We start from the raw sequence: 18,200 nt of genomic DNA, 5'->3' as shown, positions 1-18,200 counted from the left end.
GATCGGCGACGAACCTGCAGTCGGCGGCGTGGCCGGTTGCGCGCGAAGCCCGGGCGGGCGCCGCGCGCGGGCAACCGGGTTCAGGCCGCCGTATTGCCCTGCGGCGCCACGGCCACCGATGCTTCGCTCGTCAGCATCAGGAACGTGAACGTTTCGCGCAGGTACAGGCGGACGGCCTTGTCGCTATGGCTCGTGTAGCCGATCGAGACGTCTTCCCCGAGGTGCAGCTCGTAATCGCCGCCGCGCATGGACAGCACGCAGCCGCCGCTGATCGCCGGCGCCCAGATGATCTCGCCGCTGACGATGCGTTTGATATGGCCGAGGACCGGATAGCCCTGGTCGCGCGCTTCGCTGAGCGCGGTGTAGGCGTCCGAACCGAGTACGACCGAGTACGGACCGTCGACGCCGGCGAGGCGCAGCGCCTCGAGCGCATCGCTGATCGCGTCCGGATAGGCGCTGACGTCCGCCGGCAGCGTGAGTTTGCGGTTCGACGTGCCTTCGCGGATGCCGACGATGCCGGCTGCGTGGTAGCCGTCGAAAATCGCGTTGTCTTCGGCGAACGCGAGCCGCTGCGCGGCTTCTTTCGCCGGTTGCCAGTCGGCGTCGCGCGCGCCGCGCTCGACGCTGTCGATCGCCGCGCGGCTCAGTTCGAACGGCACCGTCAGCTCGACGATCGTGCGCACTTCGCGCAGCCGCGCATTCACGTGCTCGCGCGGCGCGGCGACCTCCAGCAGGTGCCCCGTGCCGACGGCCGACAGTTCGGGGCCTTCGGGGCCATCGACGTCGACGACGCGGCGGCCGGCCACCGAGCGTTTGAAGGTGCGCGCCACTTCCTCCTCGATTTGTTCCCAGGCGGACGACGAGATCGGGGCGAGTTCGCGGTGCAGGTTATTCATAAGTCGGGGTTCCTTTCAGCGAGCCGATTTTCAGCGAGCCGTCGCGCCGCGGCGCGGACGACGTGGATTCCGGTGGCGCGGCGTCGGCGGCCGGGGCCGCGCGGTCGGCGAGCGCTTCGAGCAGGTCGGCCGACGGCACGAAGAACAGCGAGCCGGTGACCGCGCGGCTGTAGTCGAGCAGGCGGTCGTAGTTGCCGGGCGGGCGGCCGACGAACATGTTCTCGAGCATCTGCTCGATCGGTGCCGGCGAGCGCGCATAGCCGATGAAATAGGTGCCGAATTCGCCGGCGCCCGGGCGCCCGAACGGCATGTTGTCGCGCAGGATCTTCACTTCCTGGCCGTCTTCGTCGAGCGTGGTCAGCGAGCTGTGCGAGCACGACGGCTTCACGTCCGGCGCGAGCTCGATGTCGGACAGTTTGGTGCGGCCGATGATGCGCTCCTGGGTCTCGACCGCGAGCGCGTTCCAGCCGGCCATGTCGTGCAGGTACTTCTGCACGATCACGTAGCTGCCGCCCGTGAACTCCGCGTCCTCGTCGCCGATCACCGTGAAGTCGACCGCCTCGCGGCCTTCCGGGTTCTCGGTGCCGTCGACGAAGCCGATCATCGCGCGCTGGTCGAAATTGCGGAAGCCGTGCACTTCGTCGACGACGGTCACCGCATCGCCGAGCGCGCCGAGCAGTTGCGTCGCGAGTTCGAAGCACAGGTCCATCGCTTCAGCGCGGATGTGCAGCAGGATGTCGCCGGGCGTCGCGACCGCGACGCGCTGGCCGGCGCCGAACTCGCGGAACGGATGCAGCGACGCGGGGCGCGGATCGCCGAACAGCGCATCCCACGCGTCGGCGCCGAAGCCGCACACGCACGTGAGGTTGCCGCCCGGCACACGCTTGCCGACCGAGCGCACGAGCGCGGCGATGTCGCCGCACCATGAGCGGATCGTGTCAGCGTGATCGGCGCCGGGATTGATCGTCGCCACGAGGAAGATCGCGCTGCGCGTGATCGTGCTGTGAACGGCCTGGGAGAGCGGGGGAGGAGTCTGCATCGCGGCCTGCCGGTCAGTCATGTCGGGACGGACGGGCCGCGGTTGCCGCAGCGCGCGAGGGCGTTCGGTTGAACTGTGTCATGCGACTGTTCTCTTTGTGACATGCGGATGAAGGACGTTGCGCGGGCATCGCGCAACGGGCCGCAGCAGCGGCGGCCGGCCGCCCGGCGCGTGACCTGCCCGCACCGCGTAACGTCGTCGAGCATGCAATCTAGCAGCTTCGGCGGGTCTTTGGAACACGTATCGTCAATCTGTCATTCGATTGCGTCAAACAGGGCCGGATTTTGCGCGGCGCCCGCCCAGCTGTACTCCTGGCGGCTGCGGTGCTGTGCTCTTGAGCGTGCGTGCCGCGTGCAGTAGATTAGGTCCCGCTGCGCCGCCGACGAGGAGCGTCACCATGAACCTGCTGGAAGCGATGCGAGTATTTGTCGCGGTGGTCGAGCAGGGAGGCCTGTCCGCCGCCGCGGCCGAACTGAAGCTCGGCGAGGCGCAGGTGAGCGACCGGATCGACGCGCTCGAACGGTATCTCGGCTGCCGCCTGCTGCTGTGCCGCGAGCACGACGACGTCGCCTGCACCGACGCGGGCGATGCGTTCCATGTGTGCTGCCGCCGCACGCTGTCCGCGGTCGAGCAGGCGACCGGTCCCGCTCGCCCGCCCGCGCCGGAGGCGCGCGGCGCCGCGCATCGCCCGGCGCATTGCCCCGATTTCCCGCCGCCCGGCGCCGCTCACGCACCTGCACACCGACTGTCGCCTTGAATACGTCTACCGTTTCCTGCTCGCCGGCCGAGCGCATCCGTCGCCGTTTCGGTCATTTCCTGCACGCGGCCGAGCTGGCCGGGCTGATCGTGATCGGCCTGGCGACTGCGTTCGCGATGGCGCAGGAAGCGTGGAAGGTCGTGCTCGCGGGCGAGGTGTCGCTGACCGACCTGCTGCTGATGTTCCTGTATCTGGAAGTGCTCGCGATGGACGTGCGCTACCTGCGGCTCGGCCGGCTGCCCGTGCGGTTTCCGCTGTTCATTGCGATGACGTCGCTCGCGCGCGACCTGATCCTGCGCGGCGCGACCGACAGCCCCGAGCGGATGCTGATGACCACCTTCGGGATCGTGCTGCTCGCGGTCGGCGTGCTGATCCTGAGTTTCGGCCAGCATCGCTTTCCGGCGGATGTCGACGATGTCGAGGACGATGTGCATGCGCGCCGGTGACGGGCGCGCGGCATGTCGCATGCATGTGCGATGGCTCTGCAAGGAAGGTGCCCGATGAACACGCATTCCGTCGAAACGAAACAGGCGATCGCGTTGCAGCAGGCGGCGTCGGACGCCTACCGGCTGGCGCGCGACGCGCGCGATGCCGACCCGGTGCATGCATGCGCGCCGTCGGTGGCCGGGCTGCAGCAGGCGGCTGCACACGCCTATGCCGATGCCGCTCGCGCACGCGTCGCGGCCACCGGCGTCTGAATCGAATCCCGACGCGCCCGCATGCGGTGCGTCGGCTGAACTGGACCATCCAACCGAGCGAGGTATCGAATGACCAAGCAACTGATCGTCGCCGTGTTCGGCAGCGTCGACACGGCCCATCGGGCCGTGAACGATTTCGAGGCGCTGTCGGAGAAGAATGAAGGATTCCACATCGAGAACGGCGTCGTCGTCGAGAAGGACGCGGCCGGCAAGCTCGCGGTGCTCGCGGCCGAATCGCGGCCGTTCAAGGGCGGCGTGATCGGTGCGATCGCGGGCGGCCTGCTCGGCCTGCTCGCCGGGCCGCTCGGCGTGGTCACCGGCATGGCGGCCGGCGCGGGCGCCGGCATACTCGCGGATGCGGCCGGCAATGCGCTGCTCGACGGCACCTTCGTCGAAGCCGTGGCCGCGCGGCTCGCGCCCGGCAGCGTCGCAGTCATCGTCGAGGCGAAGGAGGATACGCCGTTCTCGGTCGACAACGTCGTGACAGGATTCGGCGGCAAGGTCTTCCGCCAGGCGCTCGGTTGAGCGCGTCATTCTTCGAACCGATTCGGGAGAACCGCATGCGCATCGATCAATCGTACCGTCGCTTCGACATCGCGGCGACGCTGTCGCCGCTGCCCGGCAACGGCAATCGCGCGATCGCGACGGTCGACGTGACGACCGACGATCCGGCCCGCCTCGCCGATCTCGGCACCGGGCAGTTCCTGCAGATCCGCAAATGGGTCGAGTCGAACGACGTCGCGCTGCTGACGGTGGTATTCGACGAGTGCAAGGTCGCGATCGATCATTACGCGGACAACGTCGACGACGCTTGAGCGCACACCGGCCCGCGCATGACCGGGTCCCGCGCGACCGCAGGCCGACCGCCGACGGCAATGCGCGATCACGTGCGCCTGCGCAGCGCTGGGCGAACGGCTGCCGCGCGCTCGCGCCGGGCCGCGCCGTCGCATTCGAATCTGTTCACCATGCCGGCCGGATTTGACGTTTCCTCGCCAAACTGTCACTTACATTCGTCGAAATGACGCAGTAGGATGCCGAACCTTGTCTTGATGAGATTCGCATTGCTATCCGCCTTCAATTTCGATAACGGACGAGGTTCGCACCGGGACACCCGCGCCCGGGCACGGCTATCCGGCTTCGGGCGCCGGCGCGGCCGTGCCGCCCACGCATCGCAGGCCGGTTCACCGCTGGCGGGGCGAGGCGGATGAAGCTCTACGAGAAATTTGCAAACGACATAGAGAGACTCATCCGGCAAGGCGTTTATCGACACGGTGACCGTGTGCCTTCGGTGCGGCAGGCGAGCCAGCAGCATCGGATCAGCATTACGACCGTGCTGCATGCGTATCTGCTGCTGGAAAGCCGCGGGCTGCTCGAAAGCCGGCCGCAGTCGGGCTATTTCGTGAACCTGCGGCGCGACGACAGCCACGCGCCGGTGCGCGAGCTGCGGCCGTCGAAGCCGATCGCGATCTCGTCGTCGGTCGATGTGAGCCGGCTCGTGCTGTCGACGCTGCGCTCGATCGGCACGGACGATGCGGTGCCGCTCGGCTCGCCGTACCCGGACCCGAGCCTGTTCCCGTTCGAGAAGCTGAACCGCTATGCGTACGCAGCCGGCCGCGACAAGTCGCTGTGGGGCGTGACGGACGGCTTGCCGCCCGGCCATCCGCGGCTGATCCGGCAGATCGCGCGCCGCTACCTGGAAAACGGGATGTCGGTGGATCCGAACGAGATCATCGTGACGGTCGGCGCGACGGAGGCGATCAACCTGTGCCTGCAGGCGGTGGCGAAGCCGGGGGACACGATCGCGGTGGAATCGCCGACGTTCTACGCGATGCTGCACGCGATCGAACGGATGGGGATGAAGGCGATCGAGGTCGCGACGCATCCGGAGTACGGGATCGACATCGCGGCGCTGGCCGCGATCGCGAAGTCGCAGCCGATCGCCGCGTGCATGGTGATGCCGAACTTCCAGAACCCGCTCGGCTTCCAGATGCCCGACGAGCGCAAGCGCGAGCTGGTTGAGTACGCAACGAAAACGGGCATGCCGCTGATCGAGAACGGCGTGTACAACGAACTGTACTTCGGCAACACCCATCCGAGCACGCTGAAGTCGTTCGACCGCCATGACATCGTGCTGCATTGCGCTTCGTTCTCGAAGAGCCTGACGGCCGCGTACCGGATCGGCTGGGCGTTGCCGGGCCGCTATCGCGAACAGGTCGAGAAGCTGAAATTCCTGAACACGCTGGCGACGCCGTCGCTGCCGCAACTCGCGATCGCGGAGTTTCTCGAGCGCGATGGCTACGAACATCACCTGCGGCGGATTCGCAAGGCGTACGCGCAGCAGTCGAACCTGATGCGGACGATGGTGTCGCGGTTCTTCCCGGAAGGCACGCGCATCTCGAGTCCGGCGGGCGGGTACGTGCTGTGGATCGAGTTGCCCGTGCAGGTCGATGCGATGCGGCTGTACCAGCTCGCGCTGGAGCAGGGCATCACGATCGGTCCCGGCTACATGTTCTCGATCGCGGACAGCTACCGGAATTTCATCCGCCTGAACTACAGCAGCCCGTGGTCGCCGGAGATCGAACAGGCGGTCGTGACCGTCGGCAAGCTCGCCGCATACTGCGCCGACTGAACGTACCGCCGCGCGTCGCGCGCGGCGTTACGTCAGCCGGTACGACTGCGCGCCGGTGCCCGCGAGCGTGCCGCCGTCGACGATCAGGTATTCGTTGCGGATCGGCTTGCCGTCGAACCAGCATTGCAGGATCTCCAGCGTGCCGGCCGCGTAGCGCGCCTGCGCGGACAGCGACGTGCCGGAGATGTGCGGCGTCATGCCGTTGAACGGCATCGTTCGCCACGGATGATCGGCCGGCGCCGGCTGCGGAAACCACACGTCGCCGCCGTAGCCCGCGAGATGGCCGGACGTGACGGCATTCACGACCGCGTCGCGATCGACCAGCTTCGCGCGCGCGGTGTTGATCAGGTACGCGCCGCGCTTCATTCGCGCGATCATCGCCGCGTCGAACAGGCGCTCGGTCGACGGATACAGCGGGATCTGCAGGTTGACGATGTCGACGGCGCTCGCGAGCGACGCGGCATCGGCGTGATACGTGAGCCCGAGTTCCTGTTCGACCGACGCATCGAGCCGGTGGCGCTGCGTGTAGTGCAGGTGCAGGCCGAACGGCTTCAGCCGGCGCAGCACGGCGAGCCCGATGCGCCCCGCGCCGACCGTGCCGAAATGCATGCCTTCGATGTCATAGCTGCGCGCCACGCAATCGGCGATGTTCCAGCCGCCTTGCTGCGCGATCGCATGCGACGGCAGGTAGTTGCGCACCAGCGCGAGCGTCGTCATCACCACGTGCTCGGCCACGCTGATGCTGTTCGACCCGGTGACTTCGGCGACGGTGATGTGCGCACGCGCGGCGGCGTCGAGATCGACGTGATCGGAGCCGATGCCGGCCGTCAGCGCGAGCTTCAGCTTCGGCGCGCGGGCGATCCGTTCGGCCGTCAGATACGCGGGCCAGAACGGCTGCGAGATCACCACGTCCGCTTCGGGTAGCCGGCGCTCGAATTCGGAGCCGGGGCCGTCCTTGTCGCTCGTGACGATCAGCGTGTGACCATGCGCTTCCATATAGCCGCGCAACCCGAGCGCGCCGGACACCGAGCCGACGAGTTCGCCGGGCCGGAAACCGGGCGGGCCGTCCGGCGTCGGCGCGGTTTGGCCGTCCGCGTAGCGCGTGATGACCGGAATCGCATCGCGCACGTAGCGCGGCGGGTAGCCGTCGACAGGATCGGGGTAAAGCACGCACAGGACGGTGGCCATCGGGTAGCACTCCTCGCGACAGAGGGAAGGCGGCACGCGGATTGCGCAGGAGGCGCGACGTGCCCCGCAGGCGGCCGGCGTGTTGCGCCGCAGCGTTGATGACGTTCTACGCCCGTCATGGATCGCATGCAAGCTACAGTCCGTGTTTGCGTGCGCTGCGGGGCGTCTGTACCTGTTCTTTTCAGGCGGGATGTCGATAATGGGATCGTTACCTGACTTTCCGGGAGCCACGTCATGACTGCAAGCGACGCTTCGTCTTCACGCCCTGATCTCGCGGCAGGCATCGCGCTCGACGAGATCGCCGACGGCGCGATGATCGAGGGCCATGTCGGCGATGCCGCGGTGCTGCTCGTGCGGCGCGCCGACGAATTGTTCGCCGTGGGTGCGAATTGCACGCACTACGGTGCGCCGCTGGCCGACGGCCTGCTGGTCGGCGACACGATCCGCTGCCCGTGGCATCACGCGGCATTCTGCCTGCGCACGGGCGAGATGCAGCGCGCGCCTGCGCTCGACGGGCTGCCGTGCTGGCGCGTCGAGCGCCGCGACGGCCGCGCCGTCGTGCTCGATGCGCGGCCGGCGGCGGTGCCGCCGGTGCTGAACGCGGCCGGGCTGCCGGCGTCGGTCGTGATCGTCGGCGGCGGCGCCGCCGCGATCGCCGCGGCCGTGACGCTACGGCAGGAAGGCTATCCGCATCCCGTCACGCTGCTGAGCGCCGATGCCGATCCGCCTTACGACCGGCCGAATCTGTCCAAGGATTACCTCGCGGGTACGGCCGACGCGGACTGGTTGCCGCTGCGTGCGCCGTCGTTCTATACCGATCAGCGGATCGACGTGCGGTGCGGCGCACGCGTCGTGCGGATCGATTCCGCGCAGCAGGCGGTCGAGCTGGCCGACGGCAGCCGCGTCGGCTACGGCGCGCTGCTGCTCGCCACGGGCGCGGAGCCGAACCGTCTGAGCGTGCCCGGTGCCGACCTGCCGCACGTGTGCGTGCTGCGTTCGCGCGCCGATTGCGATGCGCTGATCGCCAGGCTGAAAACGGCGCGCCGCTGCGTGGTGGTCGGCGCGAGTTTCATCGGGCTCGAAGCGGCCGCCGCGTTGCGCACGCGCGGGCTCGACGTGCAGGTCGTCGCGCCCGATGCGCGTCCGATGGCACGCGTGCTCGGCGATGCGCTCGGCGACACGATCAAGGCGCTGCACGAGGCGCACGGCGTCGTGTTCCATCTCGGCGCGACGCCCGTGCAGATCGGGCCGGACAGCGTGACGCTGTCGACCGGCGACGTGCTGCCGGCCGATGTCGTGGTGGTCGGCATCGGCGTGCATCCGAACGTCGAGCTCGCGCAGGATGCGGGGCTGGCCGTCGAGCGCGGCGTGACGGTCGACCGCTTCCTTCAGACGAGTGCGCCCGGCATCTATGCGGCCGGCGACATCGCGCGCTGGCCCGATCCGCTCACGGGTGAGCGGATTCGCGTCGAGCACTGGGTTGTCGCCGAGCGGCAGGGCATCGTCGCGGCGTGCAACATGCTCGGCCAGCAGCGCCCGTTCGAGGCGGTGCCGTTTTTCTGGAGCCAGCATTACGACCTGACGATCAACTATGTCGGGCACGCCGAGCAATGGGATCGCGTCGAGATCGATGGCGATCTCGGTGCGCGCGACTGCTCGATCGCGTACTGGCGCGGCAACGCGCGGCTTGCGGTCGTGACGATCGGCCGCGATCTCGACAGCCTGAAAGTGGAAGCCGCATTCGAGCGGCAGATTGCAGCCGCGTGACAGCGGCATGACGACACGATCCGAACCTGGAGTGGAGGCAAGATGAATCCCGACGTCCGTGCACGTTTCGAAACCGAGTTCGCGCCGCGCATCGCCACGCGCCTGCTCGGCCTGTATCGGCCCGGCGACGTGAAGGTCGACGTCGTGCCGCACGACGGGCAAGGCAGCCCGACCTGCGTCGAGGTCGCCGGCCTCACGTCGACGGCCGGTCTGCCGAACCGGCTGAATGCGCGGCTCGCGTGGCGCGACGACGCGATCGCCGAGCTGCTGGCCGATCCCGACCGCAGCCGCTTCGACCGCTATCTCGCGGCGCTGCCGGTGACGATCGAGCGCTGGCAGATGGAGTTGCCGGTCGATTTCAGCTCACGGACCCAGCGCGACCGCGAGATCCTGATCGGCGACCTCGATTTCGACGCGTGACGCGCGTCGTGCGATGCCGGCCGTCGCTTCGCCGATGAACCGGGTGCCGCTAACGGTCGCGCGTCCTGACGATCACGCGCCCCTGGTCGATGCCGCCGCGCAGCGCTTCGTCGCACGTGAGCCATTCGGGCGTGACGAGTTCGGGCGCGGGCAGGTCGACCGGCGCGCCGTCGCGGAAGATCCGCACCTGCGCGACCCACGCGCCGTTTGCGTTGCGCGTCGCTTCGACGCGAATCTCGTGATCCATGAAGGTATCGGTGGCTTGCATTGGGGGCCCTCCGTCGTGCGTGAACGCGGTGCGTCGATCGTATCAGCCCGGCGCGCGCCGCGCACCGGAAACCCGCCCGGATCCATCCTCGGCTTGCCGCACGATACGGGAGCGACCCTGTGGGCTTCGACCTGACTTTTTCCATCAAGGTGTTTGCGGCGCTGTTCGCGATCATGAACCCGATCGCGAACATCCCGGTGTTCCTGTCGCTGACCGAGGGCGCGGCGGACGGCGTGCGCCGCAAGGTCGCGGTGACGGCCGCGATCGGCGTGACGGTCGGCTGCATCGTGTCGGCCGTCGCGGGCGGTGCGATCCTGCACGTGTTCGGCCTGACGATCGACGATTTTCGTCTCGCGGGCGGGCTGCTGGTGCTGCTGATCGCGCTGTCGATGCTGCATGGCTCGCCGAGCCGCCAGCATGCGCCGGGTGCGGACGAAGGCGCGGATCCGGCCGAGGCCGAGAGCGTCGCGATCTATCCGCTGACGATTCCGTTGCTGGTCGGCCCCGGCACGATCGCGACGATGATCGTGCTAGGGCACAACGCGTTCTCGACCGGGCAGGCATTCGCGTTTGCGCTCGGGCTGGCCGCGTTTCTCGTGCTGCTGGCCGTCTCGCTGCTGTCGGCGCCGCTGATCGGCCATTACCTGTCGCCGCGCGTGACGGCGGTCACGCAGCGCCTGATGGGGATGATTCTCGCGGCGATCGCGATGCAGATGATCGTCGCGAGCCTGAAGGCCGCGTTCGGGCTGTCGCATTGAGTGCGGCGTGCCGGCATCCGGTCATTCGATTGCATGGAGTGGTCGATGAATACGCTGATTGCGTTGTCTTACCCCGATCTGCAGGCCGCCCATCGTGCGCTGGCCGAACTGGGCACGTTGCGCGACCGGCACGTCGTCGCGCTGGCGGCGGTCGTGATCGTCGAGTGTGCGAGCGACGGACAGTTGCGCACGCAATCGGTCGATTCCGGTCGCGTGTCGTCCGGATCGCTGCTCGACAGCGTGGTCGCGCACCTCGAATCGTCGCTCGACGCATGGCGCGCGCGGCCGGTGGACGACGCGCTGACCGATCGCGTCGCGCGCAAGGCGCGCCCCGGCACCGTATCGCTCGGACTCGACGCGACGCAGCTCGACATTTACGCGCTGAGCGCGGCGCTCGCGCCGTTCGGCGGCGACGTGCTCGACACGACGCTGTCGATCGACGACGAACTGAAGCTGGTCGAAGCGATCTCGAACGCGCGCGGCGGCGGCAACCGCCCGGCGAGCGACTGACGCGCCGCGCCGGCCGCGGTCGCAGGTTCAGTGCGCGGCCGCCTCCGGTTGCGCGCCGGCCTTGTCGTGTGTCGCGTACTTGTCGATCATCGTCGCGCTCGCACGATTCAGGCCGCCGACCTCGACGTCGATTCCGTTGCGCCGGAACTTGTGGACGATCCGGTCGAGCGCGTCGATCGCGGTGATGTCCCAGAAGTGCGCGTGCGACAGGTCGAGCCGCACGTGCTTCACCGGTTCCTTGAAGTCGAACGCCGACACGAACGCTTCCGACGAAGCGAAGAACACCTGCCCGCGCACGACATAGCGGCGCGCGCCGCGCGCATCGTCGAGCGCCGATTCGACGCGCAGCACGCGCTGCACCTTCGACGCGAAGAACAGCGCGCTCAGCAGCACGCCGATCCCGACCCCGATCGCGAGGTTGCCGGTCGCGACCACGACGGCAACGGTCGCCACCATCACGAACGACGAGCTTGCCGGATGCGTGCGCAGGTTCGCGAGCGAGCGCCAGCTGAACGTGCTGATCGACACCATGATCATCACCGCGACGAGCGCGGCCATCGGAATCTGCCGCACCCACGGGCCGAGGAATACCACGAGCACGAGCAGGAACGCGCCGGCGACGAACGTTGACAACCGGCCGCGCCCGCCCGACTTGATGTTGATGACGGTCTGCCCGATCATCGCGCAGCCGGGCATCCCGCCGAGCAGGCCGGCTGCGATGTTCGCGACGCCCTGGCCGCGGCATTCGCGGTTCTTGTCGCTCGATGTGTCGGTGAAGTCGTCGACGATCGCGGCCGTCATCAGCGATTCGAGCAGGCCGACCACGGCGACGCCCGCGGCATACGGGAAGATGATGCGCAGCGTGTCGAGCGTGAACGGCACGTGCGGCAGCGCGAACGACGGCAGCCGGTCGGGGAACGCGCCCATGTCGCCGACGGTCGGCAGCTTCAGGTGCAGGGCCATCGAGATGGCTGTCAGCACGACGATGCACACGAGCGGCGACGGCACCGCGCGCGTCACGCGCGGCAGCAGGTAAATGATCGCGAGACCGCCGGCGACCATCGCGTACACATAGGAAGGCACGTCGTGCAGTTGCGGCAGCTGAGCGAGGAAGATCAGGATCGCGAGCGCGTTGACGAAGCCGGTGATCACCGAGCGCGACACGAAGCGCATCAGCGTGCCGAGCCTCAGCAGGCCGGCGGCGATCTGCAGCAGCCCCGCGAGGATGCCGGTGGCGAGCACGTACTCGACGCCGTGGTGCTTCACGAGCGAGGTGATGACGAGCGCGACGGCGCCGGTCGCGGCCGAGATCATGCCGGGCCGGCCGCCCGCGATCGCGGACACGACGGCGATGCTGAACGCCGCATAGAGGCCGACCTTCGGGTCGACGCCCGCGATGATCGAGAACGCGAGCGCTTCGGGGATGAGTGCGAGCGCAACGACCGTGCCGGCGAGAAGATCGGCGCGGAGACTGGAAAACCATTCGTCGCGTAAGGAGCGGGTTTGCATGGCGATGGCGATAGCGATAGGAAGCAGATGACGGAACTGCCGGCCGCCGGGGCGCGGTTCGATGCGAAGGTGACGCACTGCACGGCCGCGCGCGGCCCGATGGCGGGCGCGGCGACGACGGCTGCACGAGCGGCGGCTTCGAGAGCGAAAAGGCGCTGTGCGGCCGGCGCGCGAATGCGCAGGCCCGCACAGCGGGTACGCGAACCCCCTGTCGGTCAGGCTGGATGACGATGGGTAGTTCGCGAAGCGCTACATAGGAATCTCGGGGAATTCGGAGGAAATACGGGGAAACGTCGCGCCGCGCAGCGGCTGCCGAGGCGCCGAAGCTTACAGAATGATCGGACGAACGTCCAGCCATGCGAGGGCAGCAGGCACGCATGTGATGCACGGGGTGCAGGGTCGGAATCGCGCGAAAGCGGTCTTGGCCGGATTTCGAGATGCGAAAAGTCGAGTCGGGAAGTTTGACCTGATAGCGCGACGAAACGTGTAAACGCGACATCGCACCCGGCTAAACACCGCATGATCCGCTCGACGGTGAAGACGTTCTTACCGATCGCGACGCATTGAATCTGGCAATGCAGACCGCACGCATGGATAGATTTATTCGATGATCGGCGAATGCGCGACATGCCTCTTCTATACTGACAAGGACCGCTTTTCACGGGAGGAAAGCCAGTCCGCACGAGCGCATCAATCGTGAAGTGCCGTCGCGCAAGCGGCGGCCGGACCGCGCTGTCATCCGCTGCGGTCTCGGCCGACAGACGCGCCGGGCCGCCTCACAAGGAGCGACGATGCCCTATGTCCTGATCGTCGAAGACGATGCCGATACGCGGACGATGCTCGCGGCGCTGGCGCGCACGCAGCAACTCGCGTGCGATACGGCCGCGACGCTCGAAGAAGCGCGCACGCTCGTCACGACGAATACCCCCGATCTCGTGCTATGCGATCTCGTGCTGCCGGACGGCAACGGGATGGACTTGTTCGATGCGTTGCCGAAGCGTTCGCACTGCGAAATGGTGCTGACCACCGGCCATGCGAGCCTCGAAACCGCGATCGACGCATTGCGGCGCGGCGCGACCGACTACCTCGTGAAGCCGCTGAACATGCAGCGGTTGAACAGCATCTTCGCACGCGTGCCGCGTACGACCGCGCTGCATGAGGAAATCGCCGAGCTGCGCTCGGAACTGCAGCGCCTCGGCCGCTTCGGCCGCATGCTCGGCAGTGCGCCCGCCATGCAGGCCGTCTACGACGCGATCGGCCGCGTCGCGCGTACCGAGGCGTCGGTATTGCTCACCGGCGAATCGGGCACCGGCAAGGAGCTGGCCGCGCAAACCGTGCACGACCTGAGCCTGCGCCGCCGCGGTCCGTTCCTCGCAGTGAACTGCGGCGCCATTGCCGCGAACCTCGTCGAGAGCGAGATGTTCGGCCACGACCGCGGCAGCTTTACCGGCGCGGAGCGCCAGCACAAGGGCTTCTTCGAGCGTGCGGACGGCGGCACGCTGTTTCTCGACGAGATCACGGAGATGCCGCCCGAATCGCAGGTCAAGCTGCTGCGCGTGCTGGAGACGGGGCGTCTCACGCGGCTCGGCTCCACGCGCGAGATCGACGTCGACGTGCGCATCGTCGCCGCGACGAACCGCGATCCGGAGGCCGCGATGGCGGACGGCAAGCTGCGGCCCGACCTGTTCCACCGGATCAACGTGTTTCCGATTCCGCTGCCGTCGTTGCGCGAGCGCGGCGACGACATCCCGATGCTCGCCGATGCGTTCCTGCAGCAATTCAACGAAGAAAGCGGCCGGAACCTGCGGTTCGCGCCGGCCGCGCGCGATGCGCTGAAAACCCATGCGTGGCCTGGCAACGTGCGCGAGTTGCGCAACTTCGTGCAGCGTGCGGGCATCTTCAGCGACGGCGACGTGATCGAGTCGCTGCCGCCGCCGATCATGGACGAACTGTCGAGCATGGCCGATTCGCACGAGGATCGCGTGACCGTGCCGTTCGGCACGCCGCTCGAGGAGGTCGACCGGCGGCTGATCCTCGGCACGATCGCGCAATGCGGCGGCGTGAAGGCGCAGGCGGCCGAGGTGCTCGACGTCAGCCTGAAGACGATCTACAACCGGCTCGCGCAGCTCGAAGACGAAGCAGACAAGCCGGAGACCTGATGCCGCCGACCGAACCGGCCGGCAGGAGCGCGACCGATGATTGATCTTTCGCGGACACGCGCCGGCAACTACGTCACCGCCGTGATGCTGGTGGCGATCGCGACCGTGCTGCAGGCGCTCGCGATCCGCTTCGGCGGCGTGAACCTGCCGCTCGTCCTGTACTACCCGTTGCTCGCGGGCGTCGCGTGGGCCACGTCGTTCCTGTTCGGGATCGTCGCGACCGTGGTCAGCGGCATGCTCGTGTGGACGCTGTTCCTGTCCGATCCCGCCGCCTACACGCAGCCGCTGCCCGAGCGGCTCGTGCGGCTCGGCACCTTCGTGCTGGTCTGCGCGCTGGCGTGCGCGATCGCGTCGATGCTGCGTCGCGCGCGATTCACGAACGACGCCGCTTACCGGCGCGAGGCGCTCGCCCGTCGGCGGCTCGAAGCCGTGCTGCAGGCGTTGCCGCACGGCGTGATCGCCACCGACACGAACGGACGGCTCAGCTACATTAACGCGGCCGCGGCTGCCCTCGTCGGCTGCCGGCCTGAAGCCGCGGCGGGCCGTGCCGCGCGCGACGTGCTGCGGATCGTCGATCGCGAGGGCCGGCGCGTGGCCGCAACGCCGCTCGATCTCGCGCTCGGCGGCGCGGGTGTCGTGTCGGATCGCCACTGGCTGCAGGTGGACGGCGGCGAGCCGGTGCCGGTCGTCGAGGTTGCGGCGCCGCTCGGCGACGCGGACGGCAACGTCGACGGCGCCGTGCTGCTGCTGCGCAACGCCGGCGCCGAACGTGCGCGGGCCGACGCGTCGCGGTTGCAGCGCGCCGTCGTCGACGCGTCGCCGGATGCGATCGTCGGCATCGACATCGACGGCCGTATCGTCAGCTGGAACCCGGCGGCGCAGCGCATGTTCGGCTACGACGAAGGCGACGCGCGCGGGCGCGCATTCGAATCGCTGGTCGCGATGCGCTGGCTGAAGCGCAAACCCTTTGCCGAGGCGTTCGACGACATGCGCGAAGCAGTCGGCCCGATCGACCTGCTGTGCGTGAAGCGCGACGGCCGGCGCTTTCGCGCGACGGTGTCGGCGGGACCGGTGCGCGGCGATGCGCGCACGTACGTCGTGCTGTCGCTGACCCTGCGCGAAGCCGGCGCGCAGCGCCGTCGCGACCTGCGCGTGCAGCGTTCGCTGCAGGGCGCGCGCGATGCGCGCGACCAGGCCGATACGTCGAACCGCATGAAGGACGAACTGCTGGCGACCGTGTCGCATGAACTGCGCACGCCGCTCAACGTGATCTACGGCTGGGTCGAGGTGCTGCGCAACTCGGGCGAGCATGCGCTGCAGCAGCAGGCGATCGATGCGATCGATCGCAGTGCGCGCTCGCTCACGCGGATGGTCGGCGACATCCTCGACGCTTCGTCGCTCGCGACCGGCAAGCTGCAGCTCGACGCGATGCCGGTGGATCTCGTGCGGCTGTTCGCCGATTCGGTCGGCGCATTCCAGACGGCCGCATCGTCGGCCGGCATCGTGCTCGCGTTCGATTGCGAGGTGGCCGCCTGCGTCGTGCCGGGCGATGCCGAGCGGTTGCGGCAGATGCTGTCGAACCTCGTGTCGAACGCGCTCAAGTTCACGCCCGGCGGCGGCAGCGTGACGGTTGCGCTCACCCGTGACGGCGCGCAGGCGGAGTTGACCGTGTCCGATACGGGGCAGGGCATCGTGCCCGCGTTCCTGCCGTACGTGTTCGACATGTTCCGCCGCGCGGACGATTCGCCCGCGTCGCCACGGCGCGGGCTGGGCCTCGGCCTGTCGATCGTGCGGCATATCGCCGAGCTCCACGGCGGCAGCGTGACCGTCAGGAGCGCGGGCCGCAATCGCGGCGCGACGTTCACGGTGACACTGCCGGCGGGCTGGCAGCCGACCGGTGCGATGGCGTGGGGGATCGCGCATGCGGACGGTCATCGCGAGCCGCCGACGCTCGATACGCAACGCATCCTGATCGTCGACGACGATGCGACGACACGCGCGAGCCTCTCCGCCGCGCTGACGACGTTCGGTGCGGCCGTCGCGAACGCATCGACCGGCCGCGAAGCGCTTGCGGTGGCGGCCGACATGCGGCCGACGGTCGTGTTGTCCGATCTCGCGATGCCCGACGGCGACGGCTTCTGGCTGCTCGATGCATTGCGGCACGCGGGGGCGAACGGTCATGGCGGGCCGTCCGGCATGCGCGTGCTGGCCGTCACCGCGCATGCGGGCCTGGCCGACGAACGCCTTGCGCTCGAAGCCGGATTCGACGGCTATCTGTGCAAGCCGGTCGACGTGCGCGAACTGGCCGACAAGATCGTGCGCGTGACGAAGCGCGACGGCTGATGCAGCAGCTGTCCCGCCGCGCGTGGGTTACGGCATGCGTGCAGGACGACGGTCGCGATCTTTGGCTCGTGACGGCCGCGTACGACGCATAGCGGCGCGCTTGCAAGATTTGCAGCGATCGGTGTAGCAAAGGCACGGCATGCGGCGCGGGACCGCGCGGAGACATCAATGCACACGTGCGCATGGCGCGCACGGACGGCATGCGGTTTGCGGATCGTCGGCATGCGACCGTAGCACCCGATATCGACCCGAACCGCAACGGGCGCATTCCATTTCAACCGGCGCCGAGCCGTCGCTGCAACGGAGGATTCCGATGCCGCCGATCCGGACGATACGCGCGGGCGTATGTGCGTTCGCCGCCGCGTGCGTGCCGGGCGCATGCACGCAACCGATGACCGGCACCCATGGCGCGGCGGCGCCGCCGCCCGCGCCACCCGGCGGTCGCGGCGCGCGGTCGGCCACCACGATGCCGGACGCGAATACGCGCTATGACGCGCGTCGGTCGCCGGGCAACACGATGCCGCAGGGCGCAGCCGGCGGCGAGCCGGCCGACCTGCCGCCGCCGGGCCCGAACGGCGCGGGGCGATCCACCGCCGCTGCCGGGCACGCCGCCGCCGCTGCAGTGCCGAACGCGCCGGACCGGGCGCACGGCACACACGTTGCGAGGCGTCGGCCGCGCGGCACATCGCGGCGCACGGCATGCCGCACCGTAATGTGGCGGAGGAACGCAATGGCAAGCCCGCGCGAACATCTGGAAGACTGGCTGCGCGATGCGTACGCGATGGAGCGGCAGGCCGAGACGCTGCTCCATGCGCAACTGAAACGGATCGATCACTATCCGCACCTGCAGGACCGGCTGCGCCTGCATCTCGACGATACGCTCGGCCAGCAGACGCTCGTCAAGGCGTGCCTGAAGCGGCTCGGCACGGCGCCGTCGGCGCTCAAGGATGCCGCGGCGCGGATCGCCGGCTACGGGCAGGTGGCGAGCAACATGATGGCGGTCGACGAGGTGATGAAGGGCGCGCTGGCCGGCTATGCGTTCGTGCAGGTCGAGATCGCCGCGTATACGGCGCTCGTCGCGGCCGCGCAGTCGGCCGGCGAGGCCGAGATCGTGGCCTGCTGCGAGCGGCTCCTGCAGCAGGAGCGCGACATGGCTGCGTGGCTGCTGCGTCATCTGCCGGACCTGACGACGGCGTTTCTCGGCCGCTCGGCCGCCGATTGCATCGATGCGAACCGGTAACGGCCGGACGACGGCGCGT

Annotated in this window: 18 protein-coding genes and 1 pseudogene; 14 read left to right on the top strand and 5 right to left on the bottom strand. The window is 68.7% G+C overall.

Translation table 11 applies throughout. The annotated features are described in order from the left end of the window. Positions 1 to 80 precede the first annotated feature (80 nt). Positions 81 to 896: a family 1 encapsulin nanocompartment shell protein gene (locus OHZ10_RS34910; RefSeq protein ID WP_059241989.1), complete on the bottom strand. Its 816-nt coding sequence runs from the start codon at positions 894 to 896 to the stop codon at positions 81 to 83. Further along, entirely contained in the window at positions 889 to 1,956 is a 1,068-nt protein-coding gene (locus tag OHZ10_RS34905) for a Dyp-type peroxidase (protein ID WP_059241987.1), read from the bottom strand. Before OHZ10_RS34905 ends, OHZ10_RS34910 begins: the two co-directional genes overlap by 8 nt. Positions 1,957 to 2,332: 376 nt before the next feature. On the opposite strand from OHZ10_RS34905, the gene OHZ10_RS34900 reads away from it, so the two are divergent. The 6 genes from OHZ10_RS34900 (at position 2,333) to OHZ10_RS34875 (ending at position 6,019) form a co-directional block, all read left to right on the top strand. Beyond that, complete coding sequence (locus OHZ10_RS34900) at positions 2,333 to 2,692, top strand: helix-turn-helix domain-containing protein (RefSeq protein ID WP_081052126.1); 360 nt, start codon at positions 2,333 to 2,335, stop codon at positions 2,690 to 2,692. Continuing rightward, the gene (locus tag OHZ10_RS34895; protein ID WP_256087481.1) at positions 2,689 to 3,138 is read left to right on the top strand and encodes a phosphate-starvation-inducible protein PsiE; all 450 of its coding nucleotides are present in this window, start codon (positions 2,689 to 2,691) and stop codon (positions 3,136 to 3,138) included. The genes OHZ10_RS34900 and OHZ10_RS34895 overlap by 4 nt, the downstream gene beginning before the upstream one ends. Positions 3,139 to 3,192: 54 nt before the next feature. Then, positions 3,193 to 3,390: a hypothetical protein gene (locus tag OHZ10_RS34890; protein ID WP_059241984.1), complete on the top strand. Its 198-nt coding sequence runs from the start codon at positions 3,193 to 3,195 to the stop codon at positions 3,388 to 3,390. Between the two features lie 69 nt (positions 3,391 to 3,459). Further along, positions 3,460 to 3,915, top strand: a complete 456-nt coding sequence (locus OHZ10_RS34885) for a DUF1269 domain-containing protein (RefSeq protein ID WP_174994563.1) — start codon at positions 3,460 to 3,462, stop codon at positions 3,913 to 3,915. A gap of 35 nt (positions 3,916 to 3,950) precedes the next feature. Further along, the gene (locus OHZ10_RS34880; protein ID WP_059242499.1) at positions 3,951 to 4,205 is read left to right on the top strand and encodes a hypothetical protein; all 255 of its coding nucleotides are present in this window, start codon (positions 3,951 to 3,953) and stop codon (positions 4,203 to 4,205) included. Between the two features lie 389 nt (positions 4,206 to 4,594). Next, positions 4,595 to 6,019 (top strand): PLP-dependent aminotransferase family protein, encoded by a 1,425-nt coding sequence (locus OHZ10_RS34875; protein WP_342706442.1) that lies wholly within the window; start codon positions 4,595 to 4,597, stop codon positions 6,017 to 6,019. A gap of 27 nt (positions 6,020 to 6,046) precedes the next feature. Here OHZ10_RS34875 and OHZ10_RS34870 read toward each other — a convergent pair whose 3' ends face one another. Further along, positions 6,047 to 7,207, bottom strand: coding sequence for an NAD-dependent formate dehydrogenase (locus tag OHZ10_RS34870; RefSeq protein WP_256087478.1), 1,161 nt, complete (start codon positions 7,205 to 7,207; stop codon positions 6,047 to 6,049). Positions 7,208 to 7,441: 234 nt separating this feature from the next. Between OHZ10_RS34870 and OHZ10_RS34865 the strand changes: the two genes are divergently transcribed. Both OHZ10_RS34865 and OHZ10_RS34860 read left to right on the top strand, forming a co-directional pair. Continuing rightward, positions 7,442 to 8,974: an FAD-dependent oxidoreductase gene (locus tag OHZ10_RS34865; protein WP_342706441.1), complete on the top strand. Its 1,533-nt coding sequence runs from the start codon at positions 7,442 to 7,444 to the stop codon at positions 8,972 to 8,974. Positions 8,975 to 9,016: 42 nt separating this feature from the next. Continuing rightward, positions 9,017 to 9,394: a DUF5594 family protein gene (locus tag OHZ10_RS34860; protein WP_174993924.1), complete on the top strand. Its 378-nt coding sequence runs from the start codon at positions 9,017 to 9,019 to the stop codon at positions 9,392 to 9,394. A gap of 49 nt (positions 9,395 to 9,443) precedes the next feature. Here OHZ10_RS34860 and OHZ10_RS34855 read toward each other — a convergent pair whose 3' ends face one another. Beyond that, on the bottom strand, positions 9,444 to 9,662 hold the full coding sequence (locus OHZ10_RS34855) for a DUF6566 family protein (protein WP_059241973.1): 219 nt from the start codon (positions 9,660 to 9,662) through the stop codon (positions 9,444 to 9,446). A 119-nt stretch (positions 9,663 to 9,781) separates the two neighbouring features. Here OHZ10_RS34855 and OHZ10_RS34850 point away from each other — a divergent pair, with 119 nt between their 5' ends. Both OHZ10_RS34850 and OHZ10_RS34845 read left to right on the top strand, forming a co-directional pair. Then, positions 9,782 to 10,420, top strand: coding sequence for an NAAT family transporter (locus OHZ10_RS34850; RefSeq protein WP_342706440.1), 639 nt, complete (start codon positions 9,782 to 9,784; stop codon positions 10,418 to 10,420). Between the two features lie 45 nt (positions 10,421 to 10,465). Beyond that, positions 10,466 to 10,930: a DUF1269 domain-containing protein gene (locus tag OHZ10_RS34845; RefSeq protein ID WP_256087475.1), complete on the top strand. Its 465-nt coding sequence runs from the start codon at positions 10,466 to 10,468 to the stop codon at positions 10,928 to 10,930. Positions 10,931 to 10,957: 27 nt separating this feature from the next. On the opposite strand, the gene OHZ10_RS34840 is transcribed toward OHZ10_RS34845, so the two are convergent. Continuing rightward, on the bottom strand, positions 10,958 to 12,439 hold the full coding sequence (locus tag OHZ10_RS34840) for a SulP family inorganic anion transporter (RefSeq protein WP_342706439.1): 1,482 nt from the start codon (positions 12,437 to 12,439) through the stop codon (positions 10,958 to 10,960). A gap of 791 nt (positions 12,440 to 13,230) precedes the next feature. Between OHZ10_RS34840 and OHZ10_RS34835 the strand changes: the two genes are divergently transcribed. The 4 genes and pseudogenes from OHZ10_RS34835 (at position 13,231) to OHZ10_RS34820 (ending at position 18,181) form a co-directional block, all read left to right on the top strand. Further along, entirely contained in the window at positions 13,231 to 14,598 is a 1,368-nt protein-coding gene (locus OHZ10_RS34835; RefSeq protein WP_174993928.1) for a sigma-54-dependent transcriptional regulator, read from the top strand. 36 nt (positions 14,599 to 14,634) lie between these two features. After that, positions 14,635 to 16,941, top strand: coding sequence for an ATP-binding protein (locus OHZ10_RS34830; RefSeq protein WP_256087473.1), 2,307 nt, complete (start codon positions 14,635 to 14,637; stop codon positions 16,939 to 16,941). Between the two features lie 313 nt (positions 16,942 to 17,254). After that, a pseudogene (locus tag OHZ10_RS34825) lies at positions 17,255 to 17,564 on the top strand (hypothetical protein); the annotation flags it as partial. A gap of 107 nt (positions 17,565 to 17,671) precedes the next feature. After that, on the top strand, positions 17,672 to 18,181 hold the full coding sequence (locus OHZ10_RS34820; RefSeq protein ID WP_059242494.1) for a ferritin-like domain-containing protein: 510 nt from the start codon (positions 17,672 to 17,674) through the stop codon (positions 18,179 to 18,181). The last annotated feature ends 19 nt before the right edge of the window (positions 18,182 to 18,200 follow it).

This window comes from Burkholderia arboris, from assembly GCF_038723655.1.
GTDB classification, from domain to species: domain Bacteria; phylum Pseudomonadota; class Gammaproteobacteria; order Burkholderiales; family Burkholderiaceae; genus Burkholderia; species Burkholderia arboris.
This window is presented reverse-complemented; position numbering and strand designations above follow the sequence as displayed.

Excerpts from the sequence above, each read along its gene's own strand:
- OHZ10_RS34875 (WP_342706442.1), top strand. The coding sequence starts at position 4,595 with ATGAAGCTCTACGAGAAATTTGCAAACGACATAGAGAGACTCATCCGG.
- OHZ10_RS34890 (WP_059241984.1), top strand. The coding sequence starts at position 3,193 with ATGAACACGCATTCCGTCGAAACGAAACAGGCGATCGCGTTGCAGCAG.
- OHZ10_RS34880 (WP_059242499.1), top strand. The coding sequence starts at position 3,951 with ATGCGCATCGATCAATCGTACCGTCGCTTCGACATCGCGGCGACGCTG.
- OHZ10_RS34860 (WP_174993924.1), top strand. The coding sequence starts at position 9,017 with ATGAATCCCGACGTCCGTGCACGTTTCGAAACCGAGTTCGCGCCGCGC.
- OHZ10_RS34855 (WP_059241973.1), bottom strand. The coding sequence starts at position 9,662 with ATGCAAGCCACCGATACCTTCATGGATCACGAGATTCGCGTCGAAGCG.
- OHZ10_RS34840 (WP_342706439.1), bottom strand. The coding sequence starts at position 12,439 with ATGCAAACCCGCTCCTTACGCGACGAATGGTTTTCCAGTCTCCGCGCC.
- OHZ10_RS34900 (WP_081052126.1), top strand. The coding sequence starts at position 2,333 with ATGAACCTGCTGGAAGCGATGCGAGTATTTGTCGCGGTGGTCGAGCAG.
- OHZ10_RS34870 (WP_256087478.1), bottom strand. The coding sequence starts at position 7,207 with ATGGCCACCGTCCTGTGCGTGCTTTACCCCGATCCTGTCGACGGCTAC.
- OHZ10_RS34820 (WP_059242494.1), top strand. The coding sequence starts at position 17,672 with ATGGCAAGCCCGCGCGAACATCTGGAAGACTGGCTGCGCGATGCGTAC.
- OHZ10_RS34910 (WP_059241989.1), bottom strand. The coding sequence starts at position 896 with ATGAATAACCTGCACCGCGAACTCGCCCCGATCTCGTCGTCCGCCTGG.
- OHZ10_RS34845 (WP_256087475.1), top strand. The coding sequence starts at position 10,466 with ATGAATACGCTGATTGCGTTGTCTTACCCCGATCTGCAGGCCGCCCAT.
- OHZ10_RS34830 (WP_256087473.1), top strand. The coding sequence starts at position 14,635 with ATGATTGATCTTTCGCGGACACGCGCCGGCAACTACGTCACCGCCGTG.
- OHZ10_RS34905 (WP_059241987.1), bottom strand. The coding sequence starts at position 1,956 with ATGACTGACCGGCAGGCCGCGATGCAGACTCCTCCCCCGCTCTCCCAG.
- OHZ10_RS34865 (WP_342706441.1), top strand. The coding sequence starts at position 7,442 with ATGACTGCAAGCGACGCTTCGTCTTCACGCCCTGATCTCGCGGCAGGC.
- OHZ10_RS34835 (WP_174993928.1), top strand. The coding sequence starts at position 13,231 with ATGCCCTATGTCCTGATCGTCGAAGACGATGCCGATACGCGGACGATG.
- OHZ10_RS34885 (WP_174994563.1), top strand. The coding sequence starts at position 3,460 with ATGACCAAGCAACTGATCGTCGCCGTGTTCGGCAGCGTCGACACGGCC.